Origin of the sequence: Pseudahrensia aquimaris (genome assembly GCF_042676045.1) — a bacterium.
Classification (GTDB): Bacteria; Pseudomonadota; Alphaproteobacteria; order Rhizobiales; family Rhizobiaceae; genus Pseudahrensia; species Pseudahrensia aquimaris.
This window is the reverse complement of record NZ_JBHTJV010000002.1, coordinates 264,182-283,386: the sequence shown is the minus strand read 5'-3', so window position 1 is coordinate 283,386 and position 19,205 is coordinate 264,182. Positions and strand designations below refer to the sequence as shown.

9 protein-coding genes, 1 tRNA gene and 1 CRISPR repeat array (1 of these 11 cut by a window edge) are annotated in these 19,205 nt (G+C 49.8%); of the genes, 4 read left to right on the top strand and 6 right to left on the bottom strand.

Annotated features, from left to right (window positions below):
* Positions 1 to 2: 2 nt before the first annotated feature.
* Positions 3 to 6,098 (bottom strand): LamG-like jellyroll fold domain-containing protein, encoded by a 6,096-nt coding sequence (locus ACFQ14_RS01180; RefSeq protein ID WP_377210864.1) that lies wholly within the window; start codon positions 6,096 to 6,098, stop codon positions 3 to 5.
* A 253-nt stretch (positions 6,099 to 6,351) separates the two neighbouring features.
* Here ACFQ14_RS01180 and ACFQ14_RS01175 point away from each other — a divergent pair.
* Positions 6,352 to 6,428, top strand: a tRNA-Arg gene (locus tag ACFQ14_RS01175).
* A 198-nt stretch (positions 6,429 to 6,626) separates the two neighbouring features.
* Positions 6,627 to 6,854 carry a helix-turn-helix transcriptional regulator gene (locus tag ACFQ14_RS01170; RefSeq protein WP_377210863.1) on the top strand — a complete coding sequence of 76 codons (228 nt, stop codon included), beginning with the start codon at positions 6,627 to 6,629 and terminating at the stop codon, positions 6,852 to 6,854.
* A gap of 761 nt (positions 6,855 to 7,615) precedes the next feature.
* On the opposite strand, the gene ACFQ14_RS01165 is transcribed toward ACFQ14_RS01170, so the two are convergent.
* The 5 genes from ACFQ14_RS01165 to cas1 form a co-directional block, all read right to left on the bottom strand.
* On the bottom strand, positions 7,616 to 8,575 hold the full coding sequence (locus ACFQ14_RS01165) for a hypothetical protein (protein WP_377210862.1): 960 nt from the start codon (positions 8,573 to 8,575) through the stop codon (positions 7,616 to 7,618).
* Positions 8,572 to 9,231 carry a hypothetical protein gene (locus tag ACFQ14_RS01160; protein ID WP_377210861.1) on the bottom strand — a complete coding sequence of 220 codons (660 nt, stop codon included), beginning with the start codon at positions 9,229 to 9,231 and terminating at the stop codon, positions 8,572 to 8,574. The genes ACFQ14_RS01165 and ACFQ14_RS01160 overlap by 4 nt, the downstream gene beginning before the upstream one ends.
* Positions 9,232 to 9,579: 348 nt before the next feature.
* A complete protein-coding gene (locus ACFQ14_RS01155) occupies positions 9,580 to 10,176 on the bottom strand; it encodes a hypothetical protein (protein ID WP_377210860.1) in 597 nt (198 codons plus the stop codon).
* Positions 10,177 to 10,681: 505 nt separating this feature from the next.
* Positions 10,682 to 10,972: a CRISPR-associated endonuclease Cas2 gene (cas2, locus tag ACFQ14_RS01150; protein ID WP_377210859.1), complete on the bottom strand. Its 291-nt coding sequence runs from the start codon at positions 10,970 to 10,972 to the stop codon at positions 10,682 to 10,684.
* A 3-nt stretch (positions 10,973 to 10,975) separates the two neighbouring features.
* Positions 10,976 to 12,895 carry a CRISPR-associated endonuclease Cas1 gene (cas1, locus tag ACFQ14_RS01145; RefSeq protein ID WP_377210858.1) on the bottom strand — a complete coding sequence of 640 codons (1,920 nt, stop codon included), beginning with the start codon at positions 12,893 to 12,895 and terminating at the stop codon, positions 10,976 to 10,978.
* Positions 12,896 to 13,385: 490 nt separating this feature from the next.
* Between cas1 and ACFQ14_RS01140 the strand changes: the two genes are divergently transcribed.
* Positions 13,386 to 14,539 (top strand): IS3 family transposase gene (locus ACFQ14_RS01140; protein WP_377210857.1). Its coding sequence is split into 2 segments (ribosomal slippage): positions 13,386 to 13,647 and positions 13,647 to 14,539, totalling 1,155 coding nucleotides; the frame shifts between segments, so codons are not numbered across the junction.
* A gap of 285 nt (positions 14,540 to 14,824) precedes the next feature.
* The gene (cas13a, locus tag ACFQ14_RS01135) at positions 14,825 to 18,982 is read left to right on the top strand and encodes a type VI-A CRISPR-associated RNA-guided ribonuclease Cas13a (RefSeq protein WP_377210856.1); all 4,158 of its coding nucleotides are present in this window, start codon (positions 14,825 to 14,827) and stop codon (positions 18,980 to 18,982) included.
* Between the two features lie 167 nt (positions 18,983 to 19,149).
* A CRISPR array of direct repeats spans positions 19,150 to 19,205; the repeat unit is 37 nt; unit sequence GTTCACCACAGGGGCTTCTTTCACAGCCCACCGGACC; it runs 318 nt beyond the window's last position.

Here is a 19,205-nt window from a genome sequence, read left to right as displayed (position 1 = left end):
GATCAATAGAACGAAAAATCGCTCGCATCGAGCGTCACAGTCGAGCCGTTCGCACCTATTACATCAATGAAGTTTGAGGTGTCAGCAACCAGCGTTACCCGAACACTTGTCGTTCCATTGTTTGTCAGAGTGAAGTCGGAAAACGCATCTGCCACGCTTGAGAAAAAGCGCAACTGATCACCACTTTCATAGTCGTGAATGGTGTCGGCCCCAAAGTCAGCTTCCACGAACCTGAACTGATCAAAACCCTTGCCACCGCGCAGATCGTCGTTACCCGTTCCACCGAGCAGCGTATCGGCCCCATTGCCACCGCGCAGATCGTCGTCGCCCTCATCACCGCGCAGATAATCACTGTTGTTGCCGCCGCTCAGACGGTCATCGCCGCCCGAACCGGAGAACCGCGCGCGCCCTACTCCAGCCTTGAGAATATCGTCTGCGGTCGATGATCCGATGAAGGTTTCGATGGAGGCAAAGAAGTCACCCGCGGCAGCAGAGGCGTTCAAATCCTGATTGTTCAGATAGATGCGGACGCCAACATCACTGGAACGTGCGTCGAAAGTATCCATGCCGTTACCGCCGGAAAATGTGTCTTCCCCTCCAGCATCGATGACGAATCTATCGCGGCCTGCATTGCCGTTTAGAATGTTATCGAGATCATTGCCTCGTCCAACATGATCTCCCGTGTCAGTGAAGATCAAACGCTCGACATTGGCTGACAGCGTGAAGCTGGAAACCGATGTTCGCACAATGTCATATCCTTCGTCAGCGGCTTCGATAATTCGGTCATGAATGTTGCTGATGAAGTAAGTGTCGTTGCCGCTTTCGCCGTGGAAAGTGTCAGCGCCGCCACTGCTATGGAAGTGGTCTCGGCCTGCGCCACCCATCAGCACGTTGTCATTGGCATCGCCCGTCAGATCATCTGCGTGTGACGAGCCTGCGATAGCTTCGATGGAGACAAATATATCACCCGCCGCATCGCCGCTGTTCAGCGCGGCATTGCCCATGTTCACGGTGACACCCGCTGCTGCCGAGACATAGCTTGCGGTGTCGTGTCCGGAGCCGCCGTCGAGTCGGTCGGCATTGGCACCGCCGTCAAGCACATCGTCATCATCGCCACCATAAAGCAGATCGGCTTTGAGACCGCCCATCAGATAATCATTACCACCATCGCCGTAGAAGCGGGCAACGCCTGTTCCGGCTTTCAGCATGTCGTCCGCCGTGCGCGAGCCGATGAAGGTTTCAATAGAAGCAAAAATGTCGCCCGCTGTAGCGCCAGCGTTCTGACTTTGATCAGCAAGGTTGACGATCACTGACTCAACCGCCGAGCGGCCATCGAACATGTCCTGACCATTGCCGCCTGAGAAAGTGTCTGCGCCGCCTTCGTCGACAATAAAGCGGTCGTCACCGGCATTGCCGTTCAAGATGTTGTCCAAGGCGTTGCCTCGGCCGATGTGGTTGGCGGTATCGGTGAAGATCAGACGTTCCACATTTGCCGACAATTTGTATGTCGTCAGTTCCGTAAGGACAGTATCAAAGCCTTCGTCCGCAAGCTCGATCGTGCGATCGCCATATTGGTCCACCCAATAGCGGTCGTTGCCGGATGCACCGCGCATTTCGTCGGCACCGTCACCGCCGTCTAGCTCATCATTGCCAGCGCCACCGTTGAGAATATCGTCGCCTGCCTGACCACCGCTGCGAAAATTAGAACCACCCAAGCCGCCGGCCAAAAGCAGATTGCTACCACCTTTTGCGTCTTCAAACTGACCGGATAATGCATTGGCCTGCCAATTGACCACCAGGCCCTGCTCGTTGACGGGGTCCTGGAGCGTGTTCGCCCAATTGTCAGCGATCTGTTGAGCGGTGCGCGCTTCGTCAAAAATGCGAATATCGCCAATTGCTCCTTGAAGCACCTGGGTCGGACTGAACGACCCACCGACTGTGTCTTGATCTTGCCCGAAGACCAGCACACCGCCATTGGCAACCGGCGAGGCGGCAGATGCGTTGACGGTGGAGAACCTCTCAACACCATCGACATATAGTTTTACTTCGTTGGAGACGTCATCCAGCGTCAGCGACAGACGATGAAGCGTGCCATCGACAACGTCTTCGACAGGTATCGTGGTCGGAACATTAACGCCGGAAATCCAGAAGCCGATCGTTCGACTACCGCCAGAAAGTCCATAGAGCAAAATCTCGTTGGTCGAACCGCCGACAGCATAAGAAGCAAATATCGGATCAGGGCTATCGGTGCCCAGCGGACCATTGGTTTGCACCAGCATTTCCAGCGTTAATGAACCGGACGGCATGTCGTTGAATGTGCCATCGCTGCGTACATACTCACCGCGTTCCTGACCGGCATTCATGTGCAGTAGATCAATGCCTTCGCCGCGCTCAAAGTCACCGAAAAGGCGGTCGTTGCCATCGCCGCCGGACAGAATATCTGCACCGCCTCGGCCTTCCAGCAGATCGGCACCATTCTTGTTGCCTCCGCTGATTGTGTTGTCTGCCGCGTCCCCGCGCAGAACGTCATCCGTCCAGGTGCCAGTCAGATTTTCGACATCAATCAGGATGCTGGCTTGAACCTTGCCCAAATCGTCTGGCGACGAACGACCTTCGTCACGCGGAACCGTTAGAATGAAGTTGGAGTATTCGCCCGTCAGGTCGGCAAATACCACGCCCTCGGTTTTCTGTGGCTCGAAATTGCTTGAGACGCTTTGGGAGTTCGGAAGCTCTTCGCCAGTCTGATAGGCATCGAAGGAAACGGTATCATTGCCAGATCCGCCGTCGACATAGTCGTTGCCCAAGCTGGTGAAGATCAGATCATCATCGTCCCCACCATAGATTTGATCATCATCATCCCCTCCGTAGAGCAGATCATCACCCGCAAGGCCCAGGATTTCGTCGTTGCCTTGTCCACCAACCAGCTTGTTACTATCGCCGTTGCCAATCAGTGCATCCCCATTGGCGCTACCAAAAATGTTTTCGATACCGCTTAGCTGAATGGCATCTGGCCCTGTGCCCACCAAGTTGGTTAGCAAGCTAGCGACCATGCCCTGACTGAAACTGAGATATATCGCATCAACCCCATCGCCACCGAAGACTTGGCTGCCATTTATATCCAGCAAGGAAATGGTGTCGTCGCCTGCGCCACCATCCAAAATATCCGAGCTGCCGGACGCCACGCCTTGCGTGAGCCTGTCATTGCCTTCTTCGCCGTAGAGTTCGTCAGAACCAGAAAGGCCAGCGAGATAGTCGTCTCCTGCACCGCCATAGACAATGTCGCCCGGGCCAACCACCCAAACCGTGTCATCGCCAGCACCCGCCCAAACCGTGCTGCTTTCCAACCCACCAGTAAGAAAGTCATCTAGATCCGTGCCGACAATGTTTTCAAATTGAGCAATGGTAATGACATCGGGCTCGTCCACACCGATTTCGTCATCCTCAAGATAAGCGTGATACACCAGTCCTTGGACACTGGAAGAAATATCGACTTGTTCTTGAAAAATGAACTTACGGTCGCTGCGAGAAAAATTGATCGTGTCCACGCCATCGCCGCCGCGGGCTTGGATCGTACCCGTCTCCTCGACCCAAACCGTGTCGTCGTCTTCATTGCCTTGAATGAAGCTTTCGCCGCTGCCGGTTCTGAATACATCGTTTCCCGCGCCGCCCCACAAATAGTCCACATCGTCGCCGGAGCCGTTGCCACGAATTTCATCGTCACCGTCACCACCTTCCAGCGCGTCGCCACCGTGGCTCCCCACCAGCAAATCATTGCCCTTGCTGCCAACTACATAGAGATTGTCGAAAATCAGATCGGTGCCCGTCCGCACGCCATCGGCATTGTATTTGGCGACTTTGCCCTTGCTCATGTCCAACACAATGCGGGATGCGATTTCGGTGTCGTAGTCAGATGGATTGATGCCGAATGCCGAAAGAGACGGATACAGATTAAACTGCCCGATGGGCGTATCCCCGTATGGTAGCCAAAGAGGGGTGCGACCCTCCGAACCATACCAAAGATAGCCATAATTGTCTGAGTCGTAATATTTGTCGAAGCCAGATCCAGCAACGTGGATATCGTATCCCAAGCCGCCTTTGATGATATCGTTTCCGGCGCCGCCAATCAGCATGTCGAATGCGTCGCCACCCTCCAAAATGTCGCTGCCACCACGCCCCACGAGATAGTCTCTGTTTTCGCCGCCAGACAGAAGATTGCGACCTTCGTTGCCCCAGAAGAAATCCACCGACCTTCCGCCAAAAGCGTTTTCAACGTTGGAAACGTATTCAATCACATCGAATTCATCAGTCGTTACAGAACCAAAAGGGTCCTCGACATTCTGATCGGCCAAAGAAGCGAATACATCGATCAAAAAACCTTCGTTGCTATAGGAAACGGTATCAGTTCCACGGCCACCGTCGATTGTGTCCTGGCCTTTACCCCCCTCAATCCAATCGTTGCCGTTGCCACCGGAAAGCGTGTCGTCGCCCGCGCCGCCGGAAAGAAAATCATCACCGTCATTACCGTTGAGGGTGTCGTCGATTGGGCTTAAGTCTGGATTGCTGAAATCACCCCCGAATATGAAATCCGGCCCCGCCGTTCCCTCAACAGTCCAAGGTGGCGTGGTGTCTGGCTGCGAATATAGAAACCGCTGAAAGTCATCAAAGTCGATCGCACGATCAAGAAATACGATCTGATCCACATTGGTGATCGTGTCCGATCCTTGGTTTTCATTGCTGCCGGTTACGAAATTCTGTTGGGCGACAACAGTGTCACCATCATCAAGCGAAGCAAAAGTGAACTCGCTGAAATTACCCAGAATGACAGCAACATCGGTGAACGCGTTTGATGAATCGGAGCCACCGTCAATAAAATCATCGCCTTGACCGCCAATCAGAATATCGTTTCCATCGCCACCGAACAAAAAGTCTGTGCCAAGCCCGCCGGCAATCAAGTCGTCACCGGCATTGCCGTTGAGTGTATTGCTCTGCCTGTCGACGATCAGATCATCATCGAAGCCTGCGGGAATATTCTGGGCTGGATCATTATCATCACCGACGAGAAAATCGCTATCGGCGCCGCCTTCAGACAGGCCCAGATCGCCCAAAACAATCTCTCCGCGCAGATCGTCGATAAACGATTGAACATCCGTGACGAAATCATCGATTTTGTTGCCCACGTTGAACAGAAAGTCGCGCACTGTGGTGAATATCTCCACCAGCGGCTCAAACAATTCCAGAGAAGGAAGGCCGACTTTCTCAAGAAACTCGTCAATCAGGGCATCGAGATTGAAAGTTTCGATTATCGGGTCGATTAGCGGAGAGATGACCCGGTTAAATACAAACTCCACCGCATCAAGCGCCCATTGAACAGGGCTAAGAACAGCACCAAGGATCTGCATCGGGATATCAAGAAACCCAATTCGGTCAACGATATTGGCAATGCTGGCGGCAAGTGCTTTGAACTCGTCAAACCTGTTGCCGATTGCGTCTTCCAGTTCGTTAAGATCTTTGCGAAATTCAAGAACACCATCGACCACAGGTTTAATTCGGTTGTATTCATCAAGACTCGGCGCCACCGCGCTGTTGGCATTGTCGATGGCCACTTGGACCGTAGAAGGAAAAATGATTTCGCTGGTGGCGCGGGCGGCATCATTTACACCCGATTGAATGGACTCGTATTCCTTAGCTGCCTGTTTCAAGGCAGTTTGGAGCGCAATGAGAACAGGGTTGAAGTCCTGCATTTGCTTTTCGAATTCGTATCGCGGTTTTCCCGCGCCGTCGGCCTTTTCCTGAACATTCGCCGCCGCAGACTCGATGTCTTTTGCCCGCTGCTCTAGCTGATTGATAATGCGCTTTAAGGGGATGGCGAGGCCATTGAATGGTCCTCCCAGCTTACCAACCAGCGTTAGAACCGTTTCCAATCCGCCAGCAATGTTTGAAATTGTGCCAGCATCGTTACGGGCCTTGTCGATGGCTTTATACGCGCTGCTAATGACCTTGGTCGCAAGCTGAATATCCCCGATCAGTTCTGCCGTGGATTTTGTAGCGACAATCGTGTCATCAATCGCATCGGAGTAGAGTTCAAGATTACTAGCCATAGGTCAGCACCCACCATATCCAAAAGGAGACCCAAAATTCAAACAATGCTGCCCCAGTCACCTACTGAGTTTACACTCTTTTCCATAAATTCATATCAGGTGATCACCTGATATGAATTGGGGTAAATCGCCATGGACTCGTGCATTTCATCGCAGATCAAACCAAACGTCCCATCAAAATTGCGTTTGCCCGATTCAAGATTTATATCCAGTCCGTTCCAATCAGGCAGCTGATTGAGACGGACCAGCAAAAGGCCCCGTAGCTCAGCAGGATAGAGCAACAGATTCCTAATCTGTAGGTCGCGCGTTCGAATCGCGCCGGGGTCACCAATTTTCTTCTTATTATCATTGGGTTATGCGAACAGTAGCTGCAAACTCCAGCCCTCGCAAGACTCCAGCAATCAAATAGCAATCAGGCTTGAGGCGAACAATCTTGAGAGCCGGAAGCTAAGGAGCAAAATTAGTGTTGACTAATAAATTAGTGATTGCTATTAGGCGAGCAACTGTAACGCTTACATCCAATGCGAAATGACCCAACCAAGCAGCACCGATTTAACGAGCTCAAATGATCGATTGGTCACGCGTAAAGAAGCCGCTGCCTTTCTAGGGTTTACCCCGAAAACGCTGGCAAATTGGGCTTCTTCAGGTGAAGGACCAGATTTCATACTCATTAGAAATCGAGCGCGTTACAAGATTTCGAACCTCTATCGATGGATAGAGGAAAAAGGGAAGGACGGGATTAATTTAGCGGCGTAAAAAAGATCGTCTCTGATTGAATAAACTTGCCGCTGCGAACTCTCGTTCGAACACTGCACGGTAAAGTAAGTCGAAAGAGGATGTTTCTGACCATATCGAGTTGTATACATTCTTCATTGCCAAAGCCAAAGGTAAGATTTGGCGATACTACCCACGTGATTGGTATGCAGCCCTTCCGGCTGCTCCAGAGAGCGACCATATTATCCAATCTACACCTTTGCTGAAGATCGCTCAAATTCTGCCGGACGGGTTCCGAGGATATGAGATGTACAAAAACAGAAACGCAGTTTGCTTGAATGCGCCAAAATCGCCCGAATAGGGATGGAGTTCCACACGGGTATATGCGCGAAAAGCGGTAAAAGCCGTAACGTTTTGTAATACCGTTATAAGCGCCTTATAACGCTCTGGATAACACCAAGAGCCTTCTGCGGTATGGCCAATCAGCCGTTAGCAGCATGCCGCAGCCGTAAGCTTTGGTTGTGCAGACACTGCGTGCAATCCAATTTGCCATCCCCTCCCATAATATTGAGAGGCTTTAAGTTTTCATGGCGCTAAAATCGATTTTGAGCGCCGTAGGGAGCGATTTCTCTACTTTGACCAGTTTACTATACAAGTTGAGGAAAGCCCTCCACAGCGCTTAAAATAGAAATGAGGGTCACATGCCTTTTCTGCAAGTTGTTTGTGGGCTTACAAAACTCAAACGCGGCACCGGCGATCACACGGGACGCGCCGGATGCTGAAACGCAGAGAAACCACTGACATTAGGCCACGCATTTTCCCGCCTGCTGCTCCGCTTTGATTTCAAGCAGAATGTCGTCCAAAAACGCTTTTGCCTTTCGGTTCAAGTCTAGGTTCCAAAACACCAAGTCATCGAACAGGAACTGTCCTGCATGGCTCGTGATGCCATAAGTTTCAAGATGTGGCTTCAAACGCGTGATAGTTGGGTTTGGTGACAGGTTGCCGCGAACCCGCTCACCCTGACGCCTTCTCTTTTTTTCTAGGAAGCGACGCGTTCCGACTGTGTCTTTAGCCGCATAGATCAAGAAGCCAGCTGCGCCCCCGACATAGATGCCGAGTGGGCCTTTTTGCTGGTAGGCAAGGTCGGGCGTGGTTGGCTGGATGCGAATTTGCGAAGAATGGCCACATCGGCCGAACACGCGGTATAACTGCTCTTTAAGCACGGCTTTGTCGGGGAATATCTCGCGAGGCAAAAGCATATGCACATGCAACCGCTCGCCTTTGCTCCGACCAGGGCTTTCGAACATGCCAAGCCGTGGAACGCTTCTGCCAAAGGTATGGTGAAACCGCTTCTGGATGAAAGTTGTTGGCCCCTCCTTGGAGTTGCGTAACAGATCTTCAACTTCCGAAGAGAACTGCGCCGTGATTGCCCATTGAGGACCGTGATGTGCCTCCAAGGCGTTGGCTAAGGCTATCAGCTTTACGGGAGTGGTTTGATACCTCCATTCACCACCAGCGCGAACAATGGCGTCTAAAAACGGCACCTCTGGCTCTTCAACGCTCTTGTCGTTGAGATTTGAGATTGTTTCTCTGTTCATTGGAAGCGGCGCAGACACGGCTTCATGGATTGATTCCACAGTATCTCCGGCCTTGTCGCACCTAACGGTGTCAGACATGGTTGAGGGTGCGTTTCCATCGTTGCATTCGAGGTCTTCGAGCAGTGACGCAATGAGGGCTTCTATGTGTTGGTTGGTTGATGTCATTTGACTGGCTTTCCACTCACCATCTGAACTGACAGTGGGATTATTATTATTATTATTATTATTATTATTATTATTATTATTATTATTATTATTATTATTATTATTATTATTATTATTATTATTATTATTATTATTATTATTATTATTATTATTATTATTATTATTATTATTATTATTATTATTATTATTATTATTATTATTATTATTATTATTATTATTATTATTATTATTATTATTATTATTATTATTATTATTATTATTATTATTATTATTATTATTATTATTATTATTATTATTATTATTATTATTATTATTATTATTATTATTATTATTATTATTATTATTATTATTATTATTATTATTATTATTATTATTATTATTATTATTATTATTATTATTATTATTATTATTATTATTATTATTATTATTATTATTATTATTATTATTATTATTATTATTATTATTATTATTATTATTATTATTATTATTATTATTATTATTATTATTATTATTATTATTATTATTATTATTATTATTATTATTATTATTATTATTATTATTATTATTATTATTATTATTATTATTATTATTATTATTATTATTATTATTATTATTATGTAACTGGTCGCCCGACAGATATTCGCAATTCCAAGCAATTTTGCTCGCACGAAAACCACGTCAGGCGGGGCCATTTTATTGGGGAATGGACACAGTCGCTCGGTCCACGGCTTATAAGGGTCACAAACTGCTTGTCTGGACACTTTTGCTAGACGGCATTTGGCACTGTCTCTCGTGCTGGACACTTTTGCTAAGCGCTGCTGTCTGCCATCAGAATAGCGCGTATCGAGCACGCGATCAATAGAAAGGGAGGGTGCCGATCAATGCCGCAACCGCTCCCGGCACAAGGGACCACGTCTACTATAATAGAAGCAGATTCTAAGACATCACTTGATTACAAGCTAATATTTTAATCTGTCTTGTTCAGTCTCTAGCGAGGTCAACTTCTACCTTTCTGCGATTTTGGGTTTGCAGAAGAGGTCCAACTCAAGGCATCGCAAGGGAGTGGGCTTGTAGCCAAAAGCCGTTTCTACGCGCTCTGCGATTTCGGATGTGGCCTCAATTGTATTCTTGGGAGAGCGGTTCATCTCCCAAACATAATCCATGTAGCGCGGCTTTGAGGACATGCAATGGCTGTTTCCGGAAAGCCCGATGGCTTTTGCCACCCGAGAGTCCCAAATTGGGAACAATTCGGGTTTGAGAAAATGCAGAACCTTTGACGAGCCTACCCAAGAATTGTTTATCAAACCGCTACTAAGATCATCGATGAAAGTCATGGCCTCATCCAGACTTTGCATGGCTCGAACCCTTTCGGCGAACAGAACGTCAACCATACTTTTCGGCACGGTGGGCATCCATCCATAGGTGGCTAAAAGCAGCACCGTTTGGTGGTGTGCGGCATTCATGGATTGGCAGTTTGCTAGCGCCACCAGTGCCGGATAGGCTGCCAGATAGTTTTCCGCGTATTTGCATATTCGTGCGGCTGAACCCGCGGATAGATCAAATGCGTTTTCCAGGCAGATGAATTTCCTCGTTGTTGTCATATTTTGCTCTCTGTCCATCATTTCGGATTTGGACTCGGGGCATGAAAGCTCGAGTTAGAAGCCTCGATCAACTAGCCGCAATTGTGGTGGGTCGTGGAGCTATTGGGTCGCTCAAAAGCTATCTGTTCAGCCTCTTTCCATTGATTGTTGCGAGCTGGTCCGTTCAGACGGGTCCGGTGCGCTGTGAAAGAAGCGCCTATGGCGAACGGAAAAAACAAAATAGGCAGAAAGGTCAATGGTCCGGTGCGCTGTGAAAGAAGCGCCTGTGGCGAACACGACCCTTTCAACCAAACACAAAAGGACCTTGGTCCGGTGCGCTGTGAAAGAAGCGCCTATGGCGAACGCAGTATCCATATACCATTGAAATAGCTTCTGCAAACTTGCTTTTGTCGAACGCAGAATGGCCCTGTGTCATTCTCGTCGGTCAACGGCATCTCTATTCGTGCAAATTTTGAGATTTTTGCTTGACATAACAGGTGGATAGACAAATTCGAAACCTGATTTATCAGAAAAGCCAATAATTGGCCTCTCTTTCGATCGGAGTAGTGGCTCCTTTTGCCTGACACTGTCGCTCACCAGTTTTCCCGATCGTATAGATGCGAAGACTGTCTCCCTCATCCAATATGGGTTCAATCCGAGCGCACAGTTTCTCCATTTTGGCCTTGTTCATTCGCGACTCAAACACCGAGAATTGCACTCGTGATGCTGCATCCTCAAGAATTCTTGCCACGCGTCGACGCCGCCGGTCGCAGCTAATGTCATAGCAAAACACCCGCAACTTATCGTTTCTGGCCATCTTCTATGCCTGCATTATAAAAGGCTGAAATTGGGTCTCGTCGTGGTTGCGTATTGCATTAGTCAAGGTTCTTGCCTGCCAAACCATCATGTTTCGCCACGAAAGTTTGCCGGTGCCGTCAGGCTTGCGAACGCGCTTCGCCACAGCATTTTCGTATGCCTCTACAATCGCTTTCCGGCCATCTGTCGAAATTGCAATGTCTCGTTCGCTGCCAATTTCAAACATTTCTTCACGGAGGCGCTTTGCGTTAAACAAATAGACCATCAAGCCTTCTGTCAAAGGTGCGCGGAACGGTTCCATCAAGTCGAAAACGAGTCCGTCGTGGCGATCTCGGCTGGCATGAAGAAATGCAAAGCCGGGATGAAGCCCCACTTTCTGTATCGAGCCGCGAATGTCGCGCTCCAGAATACCTGCCAGATAATTGAGGGTTGCATTGCATGGATCTCTGGCAGGCCTGCTTCGCGTCTTGAACTGAAAGAAATGATTATCAAGGAGACTGCCTACCATCGGCCAAAATAGCTGACCCGATGCGCCTTCTAATCCGAGTGCAGCACTTACCGTGTTTATCTGCGGCAGTTTTCGCAGATTGCGCTTCATTGCCAGCAGTCCGTGCTCAACTTTGTCCAACGATTTACGTCGATTAAGGCGTTGGATTTGGGTGCGCTGATTGCGGATTCGCGCATCCACCAACAGCTTAGCGATGCCTAACCGTTTTTCATTATCCAAAATCATTGCAGCTTGATCGAATTGCAAACCTGCCGAACGAGAGCGGGTGCTGGCCAGAAGACCACGTGTCTGTCCTTGCCAGTCCAGAAAGTGCATCGGCGTTTGGGTATCCATAGCCAAAGTGGTGGCTCCGCTGGAGACCGCGATACCTGGAGACACCTCAATGCGACCAATCCGCTTGTGCGGAATCGTAATGAGTTCGATGCCCTCGCCGCGCTGAACGCTAAAGCTGCGGTTTCTGATTTCAAGTTGGTGGGCAGGGTCCACTAGATGAAGTACTCGAGCACCGGGATCAAACCGCGTGCCCAACTCATCGAGCTCGATAATTCCCTCGTCGGTTATTTCTGACTTCGGAGCCTTTGATCTAGTCTTTTCGTTTGGCTCGCGCTTTTCCTTAATGGAGAGGCTTTTCACGAATAAGTATCCAATGAAGTCGAAGCCCTGATCGAAGCTCACAATTCGTGTGCCGTCTTCATGTAGGCGTAAATTGTGTTCAGCCAGTATTGTAGTGCAGTGCTGGAGAACCTTTTTGGCTTTACCTTGCGACTTGCACAGAATGACAAAGTCATCGGCATACCGCACGAGCTTGACCCCTTGCGCCTCGATTTCTTCGTCCAGTGCGTCGAGATACAGATTGGCGAGCAGCGGCGACAAAGGTGAGCCTTGAACCAAACCACGTCCGGGCGTTCCAAGTGCATTGGCTTGGTCTCCGAGTAGCGCTATTAACAGTGCCAAGACGGACGCCGCGCCGTCCATAATCCCAATTGCCGTCTGAATCTTTTCAATGAGCAATTCGTGATCAACATTGTCGAAATAGCTGACGATGTCAGCTTCGATGACCACGCTGTAGCCTTGCTTCCGCCATCGTTCGACGCGCTCGACGGCATGTACCACCCCGCGTCCCGGCCTATAGCCGAATGAACAGTCCTCAAAAATAGGCTCGAGAATTGGAGTGAGTGCATTCGCGATGCTCTTGTGCAGGACACGGTCACGTACGGATGGGATGGTCAGCACCCTGTAACCTGGCTTGCGCTTTGGAACCGCTACCTTCCGAAAAGGACTGGTCCGATATGTTCCCTGTAAAATCTCCGACCGCAACTGAGTCAAATTCGCAAACAGATTGCTGCGAAACTCACCCAACGAAACGCGATCTCCACCGGCGCTTCCGCCGTTGGCGCTGGTTTGTTCCCATGCCATTTGCAAAGAGGTTCGGCTGGTCACCGACAGCCAGAGATCAGTGGTATATAGCCCGATTTTCGTTCCTCCGACTTCTAGTCAGCTTTTTCATCTCTATAGACAACCAGTTCAGCGGTCCGGTGCGCTGTGAAAGAAGCGCCTGTGGTGAACTTTCTCCAACAAGGAATATTCATATGAAGGATCCGGTGCGCTGTGAAAGAAGCGCCTGTGGTGAACATCGGGTAGATAACATGCTCGATTTGTGAGAGATCCGGTGCGCTGTGAAAGAAGCGCCTGTGGTGAACGGATGAACTCAGGAGGAATATCCACAAATGATCCGGTGCGCTGCGAAAGAAGCACCTGTGGTGAACCCACTATCCCTAACACACTGAAATATTGACTGCAAACTCATGCGAATCGAATGCAAAATGGTGAGCTACCCCCCGGAAATCGGACACTGACGTAAGCTACGAATTGTTGTCTGCTGGTCTTCAAGCAAAGGAGATCAGGAATGTCGAAACGAAAGCAACACCGCCCGGAGTTCAAGGCCAAAGTGGCTTTGGAAGCGTTGAAGGGTGAGGAAACGATCAGCGAACTTGCCAGTCGGTTTGGGGTTCATCCGACGATGATCCATCAATGGAAGCGTGCTTTGCTGGAAGGCGCGTCTGGCGTGTTTGAGCGCAGTGGCAAGAAGACGCCGCAGATCGACGAAGATCAGGTCAAAGACCTTCACGCCAAGATCGGGGAGTTGGCCGTCGCCAATGATTTTTTGGCCAGAAAGCTCAAGCCTTGGACCGGCAAGTGAGGCGCAAGATGATTGAGCCTGACATTCCAAACCTGTCAGTCACCAAGCAGTGCGCCCTGCTGTCGATCTCGCGGTCATCGTTTTATTACGAGCCGAAAGGCGAGACGGATATGAATCTCGATCTGATGCGCAAGATCGACAAGCAGTTTCTGGAAACGCCGTTCTTCGGTGTACGGCAAATGACATGGCATCTGCGTAACGAAGGCCATGCCGTCAACGAGAAGCGTATTCGTCGCCTGATGCGGCTGATGGGTCTCATGCCGATCTACCAGAAGCCCAACACCAGCAAGGCCGCAAAGGGGCACAAGATCTTCCCATATCTGCTGCGCGGATTGCATGTCGATCGCCCCAATCAGGTTTGGTGTTATGACATCACGTATCTGCCAATGCGGCGCGGGTTTCTGTATCTGGCGGCGATCATGGACTGGAACACGCGCAAGGTGCTGGCCTGGCGCATCTCTAACACGATGGAGGCCGGGTTCTGCGTCGATGCGCTGAACGAAGCGATCCATAAATTCGGATCACCTGACATCATGAATACGGATCAGGGTAGCCAGTTTACATCGTTTGCCTGGACGGACTGCCTACGCCGATCCGGCATCCGTATCTCGATGGACGGCAAGGGCCGCTTCCTCGACAACATCTTCGTCGAACGGCTGTGGCGATCCATGAAATATGAGTGCGTTTATCTGCACGCTTGGGAAACCGGATCGCAGGCAAAAGCCGGGATCAAAAAGTGGATGGACTTCTACAACCAAAAACGTCCACATTCAGCCCTTGGTGGCAAGCCGCCAGCCACTGTCTACCGGCAGAAAATTGAAACAATCAACCCCGATCAGCAGGAGCAAAGAGTAGCTTAATTTACCCTCGAAACTGTCCAACTTTTGGGGAGTAGCTCATGGGTTTGATCAGTTATGCTGATCTCATTACGTTTAAAATTCATATGCAAGTGAAAATTATTTCTTCAATATCAATATTTTAGAATGTTTCGAAGGCAGAATAATCGCTTTCAGTAAATGTTTGAGGGCAGCTCATTGCTCCTTTGATACTGCACAGTCTGATCTTATGGAGGTTATGGTAGCTTGCAATTTGCGATTTGGATGCTGACTATTCAGTAGCACAAAAATCATGAGGGGCCTTAGGCAGTGAAAACACGTACAGTCGGTTCGACATATACAATAATCGAGGACACATCACTTAGAAGAGGCGTTGAACTCAAGAGCAAAGAAGAGCCAAGCAACAGATTACTACCGCAGCAGGTTGTCGAAAAATTTGCAGAGGACCCCGAATGGGTTCTGCGAGAGGCTATCAGTGTCCTTGATAAGACAGTAAAAAAGCGGCGTAGGCTGGCTGACCTTAGTGTGCAGGCTTATGAGTTGCGAGCTCTCCTAGGCGAGCAATTATGGACGTCCGTTGTTACGCCATTGATAGCCGAAGCGGGCGAAGAAGTTGATGAGAAGAGGTTGCGCGACCGGTGGATGCAACGGGTTCATCCATATGCGGAGCACAAGGTCAATTCCAAGGATTTCACGCAGGATGAAAACCATCTGTCTTTGAAAAAGAAGGGTGGCGAGGAAACTGACGCGGTTGGCGTCTTGCAGAAGGAGTTTCAGGGTCGATGGTTTGAAGCATTCTGGAGCGACAACGGCTCAACCGACTCCGACATTGCCCAAGTTGCAAAGCGTATTAAGGAGCATTTGCTCGAGCAAGAAATCCAACAGAACGGTCAAGATCGGCTCAAGTCCGAGGGACAACGCCTCGCCAGCGGCGAAATCCAGCGCTCCCCAACCGGTGTTGGGCTCATCGAAAGGCGGCTGATCGATCTGACAGGAAGCGCCCACGACCCACGCCAATCTAAAAGACATGATAGCAAGCTAACCGATGGGCATGCCGGTCAGATCGAAGTTTATTTCAAGCGCGACATTGCTCTTCAAATTTACAACGAACTCCGCACTCTCAATTCTTATGATGGTCAGCCCGATGCCGCTTTTTTTGGCTCCCGGTTCCACGCTCATTTAAACTTAGTTGGTGCTACATCAAAATCCACCGATCCGGAGAAGCTCAAAAAGCGATGGGACGTGCACAACGCCGTGCGCCAGCACTACGCGAAAATCGCACGATCAGCAAAATTCCGAAGGCTGCGAAAAGAACTCGCGGAGGCGTCAGATGAGGCTGCTGGCGTCGATTCAGAACGTGCGTCGAACGATGAAGAGAAAGCAAAGGCCAAGCACCGCGACAAGGCTCTGGCACGCTTTTTGCGCCTCTTTCCCGAGAATGGCGAGAAACTGCTGAAGATTATCAAAGCCAAAGAGAGAAATCGCGACATTTCTCAAATTATCAGGCTTGGGAAGCTTGTCGTTCACGCGTGTGATTTGCCTTTGCCCGATAAAAGCCTTGACCAAGAAAAACGCAATGAAGCGCTGAATGAGATTTTCCAAGCCCGAATGGATTATCTTGCCACCAGCGACGGTCAAGCTGAAATCAGACGCCACGAAATCTTCACCCGCCTCTTCCGGAACTCCGTTAGCCTCTCGCATCGAACACTTTCGGTATTGGCCACCGCAAACCATGAAAAGCCGCCACGCTTCAAATGGGAAAGTGGATTTTGGGACTACGACATTGCTTCGCAAGAGGTGAAACAGGCAGCTTACAGCAAAAAAAGTCCGTATTTCTGTTCTGAACACTACTCTCGCCAAGTGAAATTGATTTTTGGCAATGGAACCACGCCCGCCACTGGACAGCAGTCACGTGCGCAGATCATGGGTTGTGATGGAGAACCGGGCTTCCAGAAGCAAATTGGCGGTGATCTGACAGAGCTACTTGGCCGCATCCGCAACCGGACGACACATTTCAGCACGTTGCCACGTTTGGCTGGCTTAATCACCGAGACGTTGCTGGCTGATCAAAGCAAGAACAGCAGAAGAGCTTTCGCGCGTTTACTGGAGTTCGATCAAAAGCTCCGCATTCAGGCGCTGGTTGACGATCTCAACCGCATCGATGCCTCGATATTTCTCACGAAGCTTGACCTCGAACTGGTGATTTCACAGTTGGGTAAATCAATTGCGGCGGAAAGTGCACCGCTGCCTCGCTACACATCGGTTATCAGACGTCTGAACAAACTGCATGAAAACGAAGACGAGAGACTGCGACTTGAGGGAGTAGCCGCGCTGTTGGGAGCGTTGAACTTCAACGATCAGGAAGATGACAACGATGAGGACTCAAAAGCTAAAGCCAACCGCTTCAAGCTCGATCTGTTACGGCTTCTCTACAACAGCGGATTTGGGTCTTGGCTTGACGGGGAAGACGGCAAGAAGGCCGTGCAGAACACCCTTGATGAAGTGGTCAAACAGAAGAAACGCCGCACAGAGATTTATAAGCAAGAGCAGGGCTGGATACACAAACACGCCGATGACTTGCTGGACAATTTTGGTATTGGCCGTGATTGGAGCCTCAACGAAATATTCAGACAGCTGTCTGCAAGGGCAGCGCGCGAGGAAGGACAGGACAAGAGCTACGGGGTTAAATCCGGCGATCAGTCTGCACTCGCCAATCGGTTAGAGCGCTTTCGACAGGAACTCTATGGACATCTTTTTGCGACATATCTTGACCAGCAGGAGCTTGATGGAGTTCTCGGTGTCGAAGAATTGCGCGAGGTCAAAGGGGGAGATGCCCGGAAAATTGAGTTTCGCCAGGTTGAAGAGGCCATGCCTAAAACCGAAAAGCCAGAAGCTTGGCATCCACAAATCTACGCTTGGCTCTATACGGTTCCGATGGAGGAAGTGGCACGCCTACGACACCAGATACGCAAAACCCGGATATTGGACGACAAAGGTAAGAGTGAGAGCAAAGAAGGGATAACGCGCACGCTCAATCAGCTCGATGATCTCATGGGACTGTATGTGGCCGCCCAAGGTGCCGGATTTGACGGAACAGAGCATTTGGTGACCAAAGGAGCGGCCGATCTGACACCTATTCTAAACCAAATGTGCTTTGACAGCGATGTCGATTTCGTAGCGTTGGCAGGCGACGAAGACGACGAACAGACTTATGCCGGCGTCAGGCGTGGTCTTCGTCAGATCCTGCGGTTTGGAAACGACTCGGTGCTGAAGAAGGTTTTTGAGAAGCATCGCGTGAGTTCCACGGAAGTGAATAACGTGGTTGCAAGTCGTGCAAAAGATGCAACCAACCTGTCGGAAGCAGCAAGAGCTGCAAGAGAAACGTTCCTGGAGGAATGGAAAGTGCATCGCGAAAGCAAATCCAAACCGAAATCCGAACGCGACAGATCGGAGGCGAGGTTGGTCGCATTGGCCAAGCAAGTCTCCGAGGCAAAGACCAGCGCTCAAATACTGGAATTTCAAACCCGCGCTGCCCGGCTGGGAGAGCATGCACGAGTCCATGACATTATGATCCGCGTCATCGCTAGGTTGATGGATTTTGCCGGGGTGTGGGAACGGGACATGATGTTCATTTGGGCCGGCCTCTTCTACTTGCAAGAGCAGCCGAATGGCGGATTGCAACTGGAATTAGAGTTCGACGAAGAACGCAACGACGATCTTGTAACTCTTCGATGCGGCGCGGGTCATGTGCCCGTTTGGACGCGGAAGCAAGGGTTTGCCAATCCATCAGAGGATAGCCGCATCGCTGCTTTGTCAGTTGATTTGGCGAAGCAGTACGACATGTATGCCGGAACCCGGGCTGTGAACCGTAAAGATATTAAAGCAAATCAGCGATTGAAGCGTAATTCGAAAAATCCAAGACCCCTTGCCAAGCATGACCCCCGGCAAATTCGAAATGACCTTGCGCATTACAATGTCATCTCCAACATTCTTTATGGCCAAAACGTCCTCAAAGACGGGAGCAGAAAGCTTCGTAGACCAGCAATTTGGAGCCTTTCCTATGTCGTGAATGCTGTCAGATCTCTGTTCAGTTATGATCGGAAAATGAAAAATGCTGTGTCGGGTTCGATCATACGCATCTTGGAGCGTGAAGGTTTTGGGCTGCGGTGGTCCATGCGTGATGACAGGCTGCAGCACGCGAAGGTGATACCTTTGCTGGAAATGCATTTGAGCATGGCTGGACGTTTGGCGGGCACATCTGCCGCGTTCCAAGTTCCCCGCCACTCTCCAAGAATGGTATCAATGGTTCAGGCGCTCTTCCAAATGGACGATGGCGGAAACCGAATGCCAAAGACTGTCAACGGTGAAGTTAAGCGCAGCGGGGCAATTTCTTATCCCTTTGAAGACATGGAGAATGCAAGCCAATTGCCCCCCGCATTCGTTCTGATGCAGTACGACGAGCTGTAAGTGGCAAAATCAGCCTTCGAATTTATCCAAGTATCTGTTGTTATTTGATTTTCCTTTGGTAAAATCTTGGTAATGTCTGAAAAAGGTTAAAAATACTGAAGATCAACCCGTTTGCCTTCGAAATTTGCCTGATTTACTATTTCTTTCAAATATGTTATGAAGACGAGGTTCACCACAGGGGCTTCTTTCACAGCCCACCGGACCATGGTATTTTCCTCAAAAA